We start from the raw sequence: 15,415 nt of genomic DNA on the forward strand, positions 1-15,415 counted from the left end.
CATGACATCAGAAGTGCCAGTAACTCATCGCCAGCCCTAAAAATAGCACCAGGCCAACGTAGTTATTGTTCATAAAGGCTTTAAAGCAGGCTTCGCGCTCACGGTTCGCAATCAGTTTTTGCTGGTATACAAACAGCGCGCCCGCCACCAGTACAGACCAGTAATATCCCCATCCCAGACCATTCAACCAGCCGATCAGCGCCATTAACGCCATTACGCCAAGCTGCAGAATTCCGATAATCAATTTGTCATAACGACCAAACAGAATCGCGGTCGATTTAATGCCTATCTTGATATCGTCATCTCTGTCGACCATCGCATATTGCGTATCGTAAGCCACCGCCCAGAGAATATTGGCGAGGAACATCAGCCAGCAGCTCAACGGCAGGGATTCGCTCACCGCGGCGAACGCCATGGGAATTGACCAGCCGAAAGCGGCTCCCAGCACTACCTGCGGCAGGTGGGTGTAGCGTTTCATAAAGGGATAAACCCAGGCCAACGCCAGCGCCGCCACGGAAAGCAGAATCGTCATGGCGTTCAGCGTCAGCACCAGCAGAAACGCCAGCAACACCAGTACCACAAACAGGTTGCGCGCTTCTTTCTCTGTCACGGCGCCGCTGGGTAAAGGCCGGTTTACAGTACGTTTTACATGTCCGTCAAATTTACGATCGGCATAATCATTCACCACGCAGCCTGCCGCGCGCATTAACCACACGCCGGCGACAAAAACCGCCAAAATCCACAGCTGAGGCATACCCGGCGTCGCCACCCATAACGCCCAAAGCGTCGGCCAGAGCAGCAGCAACGCGCCAATAGGCTTATCTGTACGCATCAAGCGGTGAAACGCCAGCAGCTTACTCTGCGTCAGGCTCCACTCCATCTTTATCTTCCTCTCAGTACAGCGGCGATGCAGGTAAAAAAAGCTCGGTAAGCAACAGCGGTTTTCCGCTCAACCGCAGGCGAGAGCGGCGCCCCCACAGCGTTGCATCGCGTCCAATTTCAATAAAATCGCGGGTCAGTGTCGATGATGTAAATAGATAACGTCCAAGCGGGGTTTTACCCAGATGTTGTAAGACCTGTTCAGGTCCGCACAGCGTGGATTCCGGTACGACGGTACGTCCGGCAAGCCAGGGCTCGCCGTCAGCGCAAAGAAGTATCTCACGTAGCCAGTAGCGGGATTCGGATGGCAGTAAACCTGACGCTTCCTCGACCTCACTTTGGCCGACAAACGCTTCCCGAATCAGCGTCACGCTTACTCGCTTTCCCTGCTGCTCAAAACGTTTGGTCATAGAATCTTCCAGCAATAGCCAGTCCAGCAAATGGGGCTCAAGCGCAGGAATCGCATCAAAATAGCGCAGCGCACGCAGTTGCGTTAACGCAGGGTGTGACATGCCTTACTCTCCGATTCATAACCTAAAGTCATTGTATCTCAGAAAAGGCATTACGGGGGGCGTAATCACAATTAAGTGATCTGTTGCGCAACAAAAAAATAACAATTCGCATAAAATGATAAAAAAAGGTGCGCCAGGAGACGCACCAGTTGCTGCAAAATCAGCACTGTGGGGAAACGATTACCCCTTGCCTTTTACACTGCTGATAAAGGTGGAACGGGCAGATGTCGATCCCAGACGTTCGGCCTCATCAAGCAGTTTCAGCGCTTTATCGACATCGCCTTTCGCTACGGCATCCTTAATCGCTTTATTAAAATAGCTTTCCGTATCGTTCAACATCGGTTCGCTTTTCTTCGGCGCGACTGGCGCTGGCGCAGCGACCGGCGCGGCGGTATTGCCTACCGTTACCGGCCCGGTACCGGACGAGCCAAACAACGGCCCGACCAATACGCTGGAGCTGCTGTTGGTTTTCACCTTCAGTTTCACTACGCCGTCAGTGGTATGGCGCGCAACCGGATCGGGAATATCCGGGATAGAGTTGCCGACGCCTTTGGCATAGGCTTTTGCCGGATCGAGCAGCGTGGTGGTTTGCTGAAGATCTTTTTCGGTCGTAAACACCAGAACATAGAGTTTCTGCTGCCCGAGCGCGGGGGTCAGGCGCATCACGCCTTCCAGCCGGTCTGCGCTCATGACACCCGGCTGCTGATAAGTAAAGTAACTGCTGGGGAAGAACGCCGAAGGCGTCATATTTTGGTCAAGAATCAACACGTTTGGTGCAAAAACGCTGGCTTGCTTATTGACCTCGCTGGTCAGAGTTAATGTCAGCTCGCCGATATTCGCCGGAACGCTATAAGCGGCGACCGGGCCGGTAATGCCGGCAACGTCAAGGCGCTGGCCGCCAGTCGCCAGTTGGGTAGACTGCGTTTTTGACTGGTCTACAGGCGTCCAGGTTAATTGCTGTAGCGCAGCAGCAGGAATAGCGGGCGCGGCGCTGGTATTTTGCGGTACATAGTTCACTTCCGCCAGGCTGATACCCGGTACGCTGGCGAACAGCCCTGCGGTTAAACAGAGGGCGACGAGACTTTTCTTCATTTTCATTATTATCACCTCAATAAGGCGGGTTCAGCGGTAGCCAGGCAATAGCGCGCCAACCCAAACATATCGCCGAATGGCGGCTGGCGCCTTATCCGGCTTACAGGCATCATCAGACCTGATGTTTCAGAGGGGCTTACGCCCCTCGTTACGTCAGATGACCGTCGTATTACCACCAGATTTCCATCTGGGCGCCGAAGGTCCACTCATCGCTATCGCCACGGCTGTTGGTGGAAATGCCGGAGTTAGTCGCTGCGGCATAACGGGAAATGTTATCGCCGTCTTTGATGTAGCCCCACTTCTCATCCCATTTCGCGTAGGTGGCGAAAATACGGATAGCCGGACGCGACCAGATGCTATCGCCCGCCTGCCACTGTTGCGCCAGAGTGATTTTATATTGATTGTTACGATCGCCGGTCTGCTGAGATTTCACGTTGTCGTAGCCAACTTCCAGCAGGGTACTCATGATTGGCGTCCACTTGTACATTGGACGTACGCCCACGGTCCACCACTCGGTACCCAGGTTATTATCCCAATCAATATTCTGGTACATACCGACGTACATCAGATCCCATTTGTCACCAAGCGAGATGGCGCCATGATCCAAAATACGCCACATATCGCCATTATTATTGATGACCTTATTGGCGTAATTAATTTTGGTTCCATCAGGTAATACTTCGGTGAAAGATGAAGAACCGTCAGAACCGCGCGCCTGGCCTTTACCCTGCGTGGTCATGGCATCGGTGGCATATTGCACGACAAACTTGTTATAGCCTTTCAACATGCTTTGCGTATGTTCGGCGGTGAACATCCAGCCGTCTTTCGATGCCCCATCCGCCAGCTTATAACCATCGGTCGTATTGGCGCGACCGTAATCAACGCCCAGCTCCAGTACGCCGTCCGGGTTCGTTTGCAGACCAGCCAGACGTACGTCAAATACGTCGTTAGCGGTATCTTTCACTTCATCATAAATATTCTGGCTGCTGAAGGTATAAGAACCACCCGCTTCAGTAGACCGGGTCGCCGCCAGTGAAAGCTTACCGAAGCCCAGATCGATATTTTCGATACCCGCGCCAGGACCCGAAATATCCCAGTAGTAGAAGTCGATCATGTGTACGTCATGACGCTGATAGAAGCGCTTACCGGCCCAGATAGTGGAACCCGGCAGCCATTCAATCAGGTTTTTACCCTGCACGTTCGCTTCGCGGAAGGCGGGATCGGTGCTTTCCCAGTCATTCTGCTGGTTAACCGAATAGGCGACGTTGGTGTCGAAATAGAAGCTCTTATCGCCCTCTTTCCACACTTCCTGACCCAGTTTCAGTTCCGCATAGGTTTCACATTCGTTACCGAGACGGTATTTACTTTGAGCGCCCGTTGCCTGAAAACATTGTTGTTCGCCGCCGCTTCCCGTCCAGCCGATACCGGAACGGGCGTAACCGTGGAAATCGACAGCCATTGCCTGAGCGGACATGACGCCCGCGGCGACAGCAACCGCCAGAGGAAGTTTGCGCAGAGTAATCATCATTCTATCTCCTGAGATCATTGCTTTTCTTTAAACGCGTCCCCCTTCGGTCTGCCTCTTTGTTGGCTGCGTTCCTTCACCCCGGTCACATACTATGTGTACGTTCCCGGGGATTCATTCACTTGCCGCCTCGATGCAGACTCGAATGACTTTGCGTTTCGTTTTTTATGGAGGCCTTAAACACCCGGCTCTTGATGCAGACGACGACATGCGCTGCCATCTTCACGGAACAGATGACAGCGCTCTGGCGGCAGGCCGATAGCGAATGTGGCGCCCTCTTCTACCAACACCACGTCATTCTGGCGATAAACCAGGTTTTGACGGATGGCGGGGATCTGGATATGAATTTGTGTTTCGTGCCCCAACTGCTCGACCACCTGGACTTCGCCTTCCAGGGTGACATCGGCGATATCGCTCGGCAGCAGGTGTTCCGGCCGAATGCCTAAAGACATATTGGCCCCGACCTGCACGCCGCGACTTTCGACCGGCAGCCAGATTTGCTGGCGATTCGGCAGTTCAACCTGGACTTGTTCAATCGCGGTGGCGGTCACTTTCACCGGCAGGAAGTTCATCTTCGGCGAACCGATAAAGCCCGCAACAAAGCGATCCGCCGGATAGTGGTATAACTCCAACGGCTTACCGACCTGCGCGACGCGACCGGCGTCCAGCACCACGATTTTGTCTGCCAGCGTCATCGCCTCGACCTGATCGTGGGTGACATAAATCATCGTGCGGCCCAGACGTTTATGCAGGCGAGAAATTTCAATGCGCATCTGCACGCGCAGCGCGGCGTCCAGGTTAGAGAGCGGTTCATCCAGCAAAAACACGCGCGGCTCCGCCACCAGCGTGCGGCCAATCGCCACGCGCTGACGCTGACCGCCGGAAAGCGCTTTTGGCTTACGTTCCAGCAGATGCGCCAGTTGCAACACTTCCGCCACCTGGTTGACGCGTTGATTCATCACCTCTTTTTTGGCGCCCGCCAGCTTGAGGCCGAAAGACATGTTTTCTGCAACGGAGAGATGGGGATAGAGCGCATAAGACTGGAACACCATGCCCACACCGCGCTCGGCAGGCGGAATATCATTCATACGGGTTTCCCCGATAAACAGATCTCCGCGAGTAATGGTTTCAAGGCCAGCGATCATACGCAGTAAGGTCGATTTACCACAGCCTGACGGTCCCACAAACACCACGAATTCCCCGTCATGGATATCGAGGTTAATATCTTTCGATACCACCACGTCACCCCAGGCTTTCGTTACATTTCGTAGCTGTACGCTCGCCATGCCCTTCTCCCTTCGTTACAACCTGTCATTGACAGCAACATTCATGATGGCCTGACTATGCGCGATCCCTGGCTGGGATAAATCCTCCACCCCCCGGCTTTTTTATGGGGGAGGAGGCGGGAGGATGAGGACACAGCGCCTGAGACCACGGACGTGGACAGAAAAGGAATTTCGTGATGCCGCCCGCAAAAATCGGCGTGTTTTTATGTGCGCCAGCACGCATTACTCACATTTATGTAACACAGATCACATAAAGCAGGGGTGGGGCGTAGGGGCGGGGAGGATGGAAAGAGGTTGTCGTATAAAGAAACTAGAGACCGTTAAACCACCTCTGTGTAAATCACCAAAAAGGATGGGAGATATGAAGATTAAAACTGGCGTAGGCATCCTCGCATTATCCGCACTCACAACGATGATGATTTCCGCCCCGGCTCTCGCCAAAATTGAAGAAGGTAAACTGGTTATCTGGATAAACGGCGACAAAGGCTATAACGGCCTGGCCGACGTAGGTAAGAAATTCGAGCAAGATACCGGCATTAAAGTGACCGTTGAGCACCCGGATAAGCTGGAAGAAAAGTTCCCGCAGGTGGCAGCGACCGGCGACGGCCCGGATATCATCTTCTGGGCGCACGATCGCTTTGGCGGCTATGCGCAATCGGGTCTGCTGGCGGAGATTACCCCGGATAAAGCGTTCCAGGACAAACTCTATCCGTTCACCTGGGATGCGGTACGTTACAACGGTAAGCTGATTGCCTACCCCATCGCCGTTGAAGCCCTCTCCCTGATTTACAACAAAGACCTCGTCCCGAACCCGCCGAAAACCTGGGAAGAGATCCCGGCGCTGGATAAGAAACTAAAAGCGAAAGGGAAATCGGCGATAATGTTTAATCTGCAAGAACCGTATTTCACCTGGCCTTTGATCGCCGCTGACGGCGGTTACGCATTCAAATTTGAAAACGGCAAGTATGACGTGAAAGACGTTGGCGTCGACAACGCCGGCGCGAAAGCGGGTCTGACTTTCCTGATCGATATGATCAAGAACAAAAATATGAGCGCCGATACCGATTACTCCATCGCTGAAGCGGCCTTCAATAAAGGCGAAACGGCAATGACCATCAACGGCCCGTGGGCATGGTCAAACATCGACAAGAGCAAAGTAAACTACGGCGTCACCCTGCTGCCGACCTTCAAAGGTAAACCCTCGAAACCGTTCGTGGGCGTGCTGAGCGCCGGGATTAACGCTGCCAGCCCGAATAAAGAACTGGCGAAAGAGTTCCTCGAAAACTACCTGCTGACCGATCAGGGTCTGGAGGCGGTGAACAAAGATAAACCGCTGGGCGCCGTGGCGCTGAAATCTTTCCAGGAGCAGTTAGCGAAAGACCCGCGTATCGCCGCCACCATGGATAACGCCCAGAAAGGCGAGATCATGCCGAATATTCCGCAGATGTCCGCCTTCTGGTATGCGGTACGTACGGCTGTGATCAACGCCGCCAGCGGCCGTCAAACCGTGGATGCCGCGCTGAAAGACGCACAAGGTCGTATCACCAAGTAATACGGTTTCCCTTATTTTTTAGGGAATCAGGTTTATTGAATACGTTGTTACGCGAAATCATTCGCGCTACATCGAGGCGGCAAGGAGGCAAATCCCCAGGAGCTTACATAAGTAAGTGACTGGGGTGAGCTTCCGCAGCCAACAAAGAGGTAGTGCGAAGGATAAAGCGTAAAGAGGAAGATCCCCATGGATGTCATTAAAAAGAAACACTGGTGGCAAAGCGACCCGCTTAAATGGTCAGTAATTGGTCTGCTGGGCCTGCTGGTGGGTTACCTTGTAGTTTTAATGTACGTACAAGGGGAGTATCTGTTCGCCATCATGACGCTGATTTTAAGCTCTGCTGGCCTGTATATTTTCGCAAATCGTAAAACCTACGCCTGGCGCTACGTTTACCCTGGCCTCGCCGGAATGGGGCTGTTTGTGCTATTCCCGCTGGTTTGCACCATCGCCATCGCCTTTACTAACTACAGCAGCACCAACCAACTCACCTTTGAACGCGCCCAGCAAGTGCTGATGGACCGTTCTTATCAGGCGGGAAAAACCTATAACTTTGGTCTTTACCCGGCCGGCGACGAGTGGCAACTGGCCCTCACCGACGGGGAAACGGGCAAAAATTACCTGTCTGATGCGTTTTCCTTCGGCGACGAACAAAAACTACAGCTAAAAGAGACCGATGCCCTGCCGGGCGGCGAACGCGCTAATCTACGAATAATCACCCAGAACCGTCTGGCGCTGAACCAGATAACCGCCGTCCTGCCGGATGAAAGTAAAGTGATTATGAGTTCGCTACGTCAGTTTTCCGGTACCCGTCCGCTTTACACACTGGCTGATGACGGCCTGCTTACCAATAACCAGAGCGGCGTAAAATACCGGCCAAATAACAATAGCGGTTATTATCAGTCGATCAACGCCGACGGAAGCTGGGGTGATGAAAAACTCAGTCCCGGTTATACCGTTACTATCGGCGCGAAAAACTTTACGCGCGTCTTTACCGACGAAGGGATCCAGAAGCCTTTTTTCGCTATCTTCGTCTGGACCGTGGTCTTTTCGGTCCTCACTGTGGCGTTAACCGTGGCGGTTGGGATGGTATTGGCCTGCCTCGTACAGTGGGAGGCGCTGAAAGGTAAAGCTATCTACCGCGTCCTACTGATTCTGCCCTACGCCGTACCGTCGTTTATCTCAATTCTGATTTTCAAAGGGTTATTCAACCAAAGCTTTGGCGAAATCAATATGATGCTGAGCGCGCTGTTCGGCATTAAACCTGCCTGGTTCAGCGACCCCAACACCGCGCGAGCAATGGTGATTATCGTGAATACCTGGCTGGGCTATCCATACATGATGATTCTGTGCATGGGGTTGCTAAAGGCGATTCCGGACGACCTGTACGAAGCCTCCGCAATGGACGGCGCCGGTCCGTTTCAGAATTTCTTTAAAATCACCTTACCGCTGCTGATTAAGCCGCTGACGCCGCTGATGATCGCCAGCTTCGCCTTTAACTTTAATAACTTTGTGCTGATTCAGCTATTGACCAACGGCGGGCCAGACCGTCTCGGCACCACTACGCCAGCCGGTTATACCGATCTGCTCGTCAGCTACACCTACCGTATCGCCTTTGAAGGCGGCGGCGGTCAGGACTTCGGACTGGCGGCGGCAATTGCCACGCTGATCTTCCTGTTGGTAGGCGCGTTGGCAATAGTGAACCTGAAAGCCACGCGTATGAAGTTTGATTAAGGGAGATAATAACAATGGCTATGGTCCAACCCAAATCTCAAAAATTACGTCTCTTCATCACGCACCTGGGACTGCTGATTTTTATCGCGGCGATCATGTTCCCGCTGCTGATGGTCATTGCTATCTCGCTACGTGAAGGGAACTTCGCCACCGGGAGCCTGATCCCGGATAAAATCTCCTGGGAACACTGGCGGCTGGCGCTGGGTTTCAGCGTGGAACATGCGGATGGCCGGGTAACGCCGCCTCCCTTCCCGGTATTGTTGTGGCTGTGGAACTCGGTGAAAATCGCCGGTATTACCGCCATCGGCATCGTGGCGCTCTCCACCACCTGCGCCTACGCTTTCGCACGAATGCGTTTTCCAGGTAAAGCAACACTGCTTAAAGGGATGCTGATTTTCCAGATGTTTCCAGCGGTATTGTCTCTGGTGGCGCTGTATGCGTTATTTGACCGACTGGGACAATACATTCCATTTATCGGTCTGAATACGCATGGCGGCGTGATCTTCGCCTATCTTGGCGGCATCGCGCTGCATGTCTGGACGATTAAAGGCTACTTCGAAACTATCGATAGCTCGCTGGAAGAGGCCGCAGCACTGGATGGCGCAACCCCGTGGCAGGCATTCCGTCTGGTGCTACTGCCGCTTTCCGTACCGATTCTGGCGGTGGTGTTTATTCTGTCGTTCATCGCGGCGATTACCGAAGTCCCGGTCGCCTCGTTGTTACTACGCGATGTGGACAGCTATACGCTGGCCGTTGGTATGCAGCAATATCTTAACCCGCAAAACTACCTGTGGGGCGACTTTGCCGCTGCCGCCGTACTTTCCGCTATTCCTATCACCCTGGTGTTCCTGTTGGCGCAGCGCTGGCTGGTCAACGGCCTGACGGCAGGGGGTGTAAAAGGCTAATCTTTGTTATACCTGCCCGGCAACGGGCAATGCCACTGCCCTCAACTTATGTTATCCCCACTAATGGTCGTATTTTAGCGCTCTTCGGAGCGCTTTTTTTATACGTTATGGATAGCGGCTGATTTTATGTTATTTGATAATGCCGTTATGATTATTTTCTTTTGTGCTTCTTATCACGGAAAATATACCATCCAATTCTTTTTCGACACATTAAACAGAATTAAGATCACAGAAAAGATATAACGTAATGGTAATGTAAAAAATGATAATTGTCTTCCCTGCCCGTTAAAACCACCATCATCCACACTGACAAAATGGCTGCATCATCTAAGGCAGGTCTGGATGAATACCCAATATAATTCCCGCTATATTTTTTCGATTACCTTAGTCGCAACATTAGGAGGGTTATTATTCGGCTATGATACCGCTGTTATTTCCGGTACCGTCGAGTCATTAAACACTGTTTTTGTCGCGCCGCAGCAGTTAAGCGAATCCGCCGCCAACTCACTGCTAGGCTTTTGCGTTGCCAGCGCGCTGATTGGCTGTATCATCGGCGGCGCGATTGGCGGCTACTGTAGTAACCGTTTTGGTCGTCGAGATTCTTTAAAAATCGCCGCCCTGTTATTTTTTATTTCCGGCGTAGGTTCCGCCTGGCCGGAGTTAGGATTTACCACCATTAACCCTGATAACGCCGTACCAGTTTATTTGGCTGGATACGTCCCCGAATTTGTCATTTATCGCATTATAGGCGGGATTGGCGTCGGCTTAGCTTCAATGCTATCACCCATGTATATTGCCGAACTGGCCCCTGCCCATATTCGTGGAAAACTGGTCTCATTTAACCAGTTCGCCATTATTTTTGGACAACTGCTGGTTTACTGTGTGAACTATTTTATTGCCAAATCCGGCGACGCCATCTGGCTGAATTCGAACGGCTGGCGATATATGTTTGCCTCAGAATGTATTCCGGCGCTGCTCTTTTTACTGTTGCTGTATACCGTACCGGAAAGCCCGCGTTGGTTGATGGCGCGCGGCAGAAATGAACAAGCAGAAGGCATCTTGCGCAAAATTATGGGGGCTTCACTGGCAAGCCAGGCGATGCAGGAAATCACTCATTCGCTGGAGAATGGTCGCAAAACAGGCGGACGCCTGCTGATGTTTGGCGCAGGCGTGATTGCGATTGGCGTCATGCTGTCCGTCTTCCAGCAATTTGTTGGCATCAACGTGGTGCTGTATTACGCACCGGAGGTCTTTAAAACTCTGGGCGCCAGTACCGATGTCGCGCTGTTACAGACGATTATTGTCGGCGTCATTAACCTGAACTTTACCGTTCTGGCCATCATGACGGTAGATAAATTTGGCCGCAAGCCGCTGCAAATTATCGGCGCGTTGGGTATGGCTTTAGGGATGTTTAGTCTCGGCACCGCCTTTTACACTCAGGCACCGGGCATCGTGGCGCTATTATCAATGCTGTTCTACGTCGCCGCATTCGCGATGTCCTGGGGACCGGTCTGCTGGGTATTGCTGGCGGAAATCTTCCCCAACGCCATTCGCGGCAAAGCGCTCGCCATTGCTGTCGCCGCGCAGTGGTTGGCGAACTACTTTGTCTCCTGGACCTTCCCAATGATGGATAAAAACTCATGGCTGGTCGCCCATTTCCACAACGGTTTCTCCTACTGGATCTACGGTGTGATGGGCGTTCTGGCGGCGCTATTCATGTGGAAGTTTGTACCGGAAACCAAAGGCAAAACGCTGGAAGAACTTGAGGAGTTATGGACGCCAGCAGAAGAGAAAACGCCGAAAACCGCCATACAATAAGCTGATTTATCGCCACGCCGTACGTCCGTTACGGTGTGGCGACGCCTATTCTCGCCGTAGTCGGTTCGAATTACATAACCACAACGTGATAACCAACAGTAGGATCGCCGCCGAATAGAGTAATACATCCATCGGCGTTTTATGATCGACAATGATCAGGCGCACAATTGCCGTGATCCCAATATACACGAAATAGCGCAAAGGAAAGTGAAAGCCAGACTTAAAGTACTTCACAATCAGCGCAATAAATTCGAAATAAAGAAAGTAGATCACCAGTCCTTCCACCAGTTCATATTTACTGGCTTGCTCAGGCACGAATAATGCGTCCGCCAGATGCACCGTCTCTTTACCGAGAAAAACGACCAGGATCAGGCCAAGGGTAAGCAGCCCCAAATTTAGTACGTTTTGTAAAATCGTGGCGATGAGCTCAAGATGTGAGCGAGATAATGACATCATAACAGCCCCTCTTTCTCTGTGGCGAGGTTTCTGTATAACGCACAAATGTGACGAACATCTATATTTTTTATTTATGTTTATATTTTGTTCAATAAGATGATTTGCCGGATAGCGCCGTGAACGCCTTATCCGGCTTGAGTATTAACGGAAATTTACGCTCCTGTCGCTGGTCATATCATACAGGCCAAACTTACGGCCAAGCTGTTGACCACCATCACGCGTCAGCGGTGTCCAGCCAATTGCCGCACGACTTCGGGTTGGGCCGGACGAGAAGAGATCCAGCGGCACGGAAACATATACGCCTTTGGTAAAATCCCCTTCCCCATATTCATCCGGCGACGCGTCGGTAATCGTCGCGTAACCGCCGACAACGACGCCGCTATCGAAGCGTTTGGCGATTTCCAGCGTACCGCCTTTATCGCCCGCCAGATACTGACCAACGCTGGCTTTCACCAGCACATCCTGGGCGAACGACGGCGTCCAGTATGCGGTCAAATGTCCGGTCTTCACGCTGTAATCGGTAAACTTCATCATATCCTGCGCGCTACGCCAGTCACGCTGTTTCACATAGTTGGCATCCAGACCAAACGCCCAATTGCTGTCCACCGGGCGATACAGTACTTCCGCCCCGGCACCGCCAAACATAGTCTCCAGATAACCGCCGTAGACCTGCCCATAGAAACCATTGCCAAAATACTGGAAGTAGTTGGCCTGTAGGTTATTCACATAGACATCATTCTGCACATACTCACGGACATGCGTACGCACCCGCGGCAGATGCGAATCCTTCGGCGGATTGGTGTAGTTAAATTTGTCGTAGTTGTTGGCGATATTGGCAAACACGCTGCCCGTGGTGAGCAGATGATCCGTGACCCACAGATCCGCAGTTCCCATTACGCCCAACTGATACATATAGAAGTTTTCCGGGCCGCCTACCGACTGGTTCAGCACGGGATCGAGATGAAAATCAACGCGCGACTTGTCGATATACCAACCCTGTTCAGTACTCTCTGGCACGATCGACTCCACGCGTTTTTGCGCCAGCGAGGTTTCATGTCCCAGCGGTTCACCTTCCAGATGGCGTTTCAGGCTGGCGACATCGGTTTCAGTGGTGACCTGCGGCAGATTAAGGCGGTTTTCCGTCACGCGGATCGTGCGAATCCCCTCCGGCAGATCGTTCATGACGATCCGGTTAGCGCGCACGATCCCTTCACGGGAGTCGCGGTACTTCACCTGTTCACCGGTAACGTACAGCGTATCGCCTTTGACCTGAATTTTCGGGTCCGCCAGACCGGCATTATATTTCAATAACGTTAATTGATTAGCCACTACCGAATGTTGCAGGATGGCATCCTGCGGCTGTGGTCGGTATTGCGGGCGTGAATTGTCATGATACGCGGGACGTAAATCGTTGAAATTGGTGCGCAACGTGACGCCAAACATGAAGGTGTTGCCGCGCTCGTAGCTGAGGTTAACGTCGGCCCAATCGGTGACGCGGTAAATGGCGCCGACGTTAAACTTGCTCTTCTGCGCCAGTTTACCCGCAAAATCCTGCTGATAGTTATTGCCTTCATACTCCAGCTTCAGGCGTAGCGGTTGCCACGGGGTCTGGTATTCCACGCCGCCAAACAGCGAAGCCGGGCCGTGAAACATATCGCTACCGTCGACAGAACCTGCCTCTTTGTAGCTGTTATCACGCGAACAGAATTTGTCACTATACGAACAGAAAGGATTAGACACATTGCCGCTGGTGCCAAGATAGCCCCAGCCGAGACCTAATGAAAAATCAAACGGCCCCCAGGCCTTACTCGCGACAATATATTCCGCATCAAACAGCCCTGTCCCGCCGATATCGCGTGCGCCAACCGCCACCTGCGGCATCCAGTAACTCTCTTCCCACAACCGCAGTTTCACATCAAACGCTTTATCTTTGTATGTCTGGTCGCCGGAGAATGATTCCACGCTGCTGTACTTTTTCGTACGAACATCGGTATAGCGCAACGTGGTTTCCAGCCATGGGAAAAGCTGAACCGAAGCCGAGTAGTAGCGGTACTGATCGTTATCGCGATAGTTCAGGCTCATCTCCCCTTCACGCGCCATACGCGCTGTCGGCGTTTGCAGCAGGCCCACGCCGCCAAAGTCAGATTGTGAAGGGCCAACAGGGGCTGGATATGTTTCGGCATGGCAGGCCGCGCTAATACCCAGCGCCAGCACGCTGAGCAGATGTGTTTTTTTCATTATTCCGGTATCCGCTGCGTCAGGGTATGAAGAATGTTGGCATTCATCACCTCCGGTGTGCCGCGCCAAAGGGAATCAGCAAAACCGACAAAAATGATGCTGCCGGGCATCGGCTCGATATGACGCTTATTCCAGTAAGCCACCGGCGCTTTTTGGCTGCGTCCATCAGGGTAAACCACCCAGGCATAGCTACGATCCGCGCCGCTGAGTAAGCGTTGATCCTCGAGATAACTGGCGACGTCCCGCCCAGGGACGAACGGCTGGCTGCCCGGCTGGCTAATCAAGCCAAAGAGCGTCACCTGCGTGGGTTGCGGTCCGACCCAGAGCGTGTAGTTACCTTGCAGCGGCGGGTTACCACGTTCGCTCACGCGAACCACGTCAGGATCAAGATTCACTAATTGTCTGCCCGTTACCTTCACCGCCTGAATCTGCTGACGCAACGTGTTTATCGCAGCCGCAGCATCGCCGTCCTCCTCAGCGCTGAGCGCCGTCAGTCGCCCGAGGAGTTCCTGTTGCTGCTGACGCGCCGTCACGGTCGCCTGTTCTTCGCCTATCACCGCCGCAGGCCACCAGCTCGTTGCCAGGCGCGGCTGTCCGACTAAATCAAGCAGACGCTCAGCGTCTGTCAGCGTTTTAGGCTCACTATTACCTTTGGTAAAAACCGTAACAGTGCCGCTGGCAAAGGCGGATGACGCGACAAAGGCCAGCACCAGCGCGCTTATCGTCCTTTTCATCATGATTTTGCCGCCTTAATCAGCGTGGTTTTCACCGGAAAGTAATTCGCGCCCAGATACTGTTCCGCCTGGCGAATTTGGCCTTCGCTATCAACCCAGTAGCGATTACGCCAGCGCGTTTGAGCGGTCGTCACTTCTTCATCCAACACCCGCACGGCGGTTTCCTCACTGCCGACGCTAACACTATCAGTCCCTTGCCATGTAAAAACGGAACGGGCGGTGGCGTAACGCACCTGGCGATGTTCGGTCCAGCCCAGGGTGCGAGTCCAGGTCGCGCCATCGATAATCTGTCCTGGTTTCGCCAACGGGTCAGCCGCCAGATTATTCACATAGATCAGGTTGTCGCCGCCGAGCAGAGTTTTGACCAGACGGCCATGCTGCGTCACGATCGTCGCGCCATCCTGTGTCACCCATTTCTGCTGCCCGTTTTCCGAGAAAGCGAGCACCACAAACAGTTGAGGACCGCCGTTAAGCTGCATGTACTGGCTGGCATAAGGCATGTTTTGAATATCGTCATCCGTTAACTGTACGCCTGGCGTACCGAACAAACTGTCCCACAGTGAATTGCCCAGGCCTTTAGTGGTGGCCGAACACGCCTGTAATAGCAGGCAAATCAGGATAAGTGCGGGTCGCTTCACGACGCTTCTCCAGAGGGGCAAAATAACCACACCGGAGTGTGGTTATGGT

The 15,415-nt window shown here is 52.9% G+C and carries 13 protein-coding genes; 4 read left to right on the forward strand and 9 right to left on the reverse strand.

Features of this window, described 5'->3' with window-relative positions; all coding sequences use genetic code 11:
* Positions 1-7 precede the first annotated feature (7 nt).
* From ubiA to malK, 5 genes are all read right to left on the reverse strand, one after another.
* Positions 8-880, reverse strand: a complete 873-nt coding sequence (gene ubiA / locus F4V72_RS22455; RefSeq protein WP_000455245.1) for a 4-hydroxybenzoate octaprenyltransferase — start codon at positions 878-880, stop codon at positions 8-10.
* 13 nt (positions 881-893) lie between these two features.
* Positions 894-1,391, reverse strand: coding sequence for a chorismate lyase (ubiC, locus tag F4V72_RS22460; protein ID WP_000019219.1), 498 nt, complete (start codon positions 1,389-1,391; stop codon positions 894-896).
* A gap of 180 nt (positions 1,392-1,571) precedes the next feature.
* Entirely contained in the window at positions 1,572-2,489 is a 918-nt protein-coding gene (malM, locus tag F4V72_RS22465; protein ID WP_000782497.1) for a maltose operon protein MalM, read from the reverse strand.
* 163 nt (positions 2,490-2,652) lie between these two features.
* Complete coding sequence (locus F4V72_RS22470) at positions 2,653-4,011, reverse strand: maltoporin (RefSeq protein WP_023246278.1); 1,359 nt, start codon at positions 4,009-4,011, stop codon at positions 2,653-2,655.
* A 173-nt stretch (positions 4,012-4,184) separates the two neighbouring features.
* The gene (gene malK / locus F4V72_RS22475; protein WP_000179169.1) at positions 4,185-5,294 is read right to left on the reverse strand and encodes a maltose/maltodextrin ABC transporter ATP-binding protein MalK; all 1,110 of its coding nucleotides are present in this window, start codon (positions 5,292-5,294) and stop codon (positions 4,185-4,187) included.
* 361 nt (positions 5,295-5,655) lie between these two features.
* Between malK and malE the strand changes: the two genes are divergently transcribed.
* The 4 genes from malE to xylE all read left to right on the forward strand — a co-directional run bounded on the left by malE (position 5,656) and on the right by xylE (position 11,300).
* Positions 5,656-6,846, forward strand: a complete 1,191-nt coding sequence (gene malE, locus F4V72_RS22480; protein WP_053508361.1) for a maltose/maltodextrin ABC transporter substrate-binding protein MalE — start codon at positions 5,656-5,658, stop codon at positions 6,844-6,846.
* A 186-nt stretch (positions 6,847-7,032) separates the two neighbouring features.
* Positions 7,033-8,577, forward strand: a complete 1,545-nt coding sequence (malF, locus tag F4V72_RS22485) for a maltose ABC transporter permease MalF (RefSeq protein WP_023246276.1) — start codon at positions 7,033-7,035, stop codon at positions 8,575-8,577.
* Positions 8,578-8,591: 14 nt separating this feature from the next.
* Positions 8,592-9,482: a maltose ABC transporter permease MalG gene (gene malG, locus F4V72_RS22490; RefSeq protein ID WP_001252081.1), complete on the forward strand. Its 891-nt coding sequence runs from the start codon at positions 8,592-8,594 to the stop codon at positions 9,480-9,482.
* Between the two features lie 342 nt (positions 9,483-9,824).
* Positions 9,825-11,300, forward strand: coding sequence for a D-xylose transporter XylE (xylE, locus tag F4V72_RS22495; protein ID WP_136058561.1), 1,476 nt, complete (start codon positions 9,825-9,827; stop codon positions 11,298-11,300).
* A gap of 45 nt (positions 11,301-11,345) precedes the next feature.
* Here the strand turns inward: xylE and psiE are convergent, their stop codons facing one another.
* The 4 genes from psiE to F4V72_RS22515 form a co-directional block, all read right to left on the reverse strand.
* On the reverse strand, positions 11,346-11,756 hold the full coding sequence (gene psiE, locus F4V72_RS22500; RefSeq protein ID WP_023246274.1) for a phosphate-starvation-inducible protein PsiE: 411 nt from the start codon (positions 11,754-11,756) through the stop codon (positions 11,346-11,348).
* Between the two features lie 141 nt (positions 11,757-11,897).
* Positions 11,898-13,994, reverse strand: coding sequence for a YjbH domain-containing protein (locus F4V72_RS22505; RefSeq protein WP_121768001.1), 2,097 nt, complete (start codon positions 13,992-13,994; stop codon positions 11,898-11,900).
* On the reverse strand, positions 13,994-14,731 hold the full coding sequence (locus tag F4V72_RS22510; RefSeq protein ID WP_080071149.1) for a capsule biosynthesis GfcC family protein: 738 nt from the start codon (positions 14,729-14,731) through the stop codon (positions 13,994-13,996). Before F4V72_RS22510 ends, F4V72_RS22505 begins: the two co-directional genes overlap by 1 nt.
* Positions 14,728-15,366, reverse strand: a complete 639-nt coding sequence (locus F4V72_RS22515; protein ID WP_114049207.1) for a YjbF family lipoprotein — start codon at positions 15,364-15,366, stop codon at positions 14,728-14,730. Before F4V72_RS22515 ends, F4V72_RS22510 begins: the two co-directional genes overlap by 4 nt.
* Between the last annotated feature and the right edge of the window lie 49 nt (positions 15,367-15,415).

The organism is Salmonella enterica subsp. diarizonae (genome assembly GCF_008692785.1).
Classification (GTDB): Bacteria; Pseudomonadota; Gammaproteobacteria; order Enterobacterales; family Enterobacteriaceae; genus Salmonella; species Salmonella diarizonae.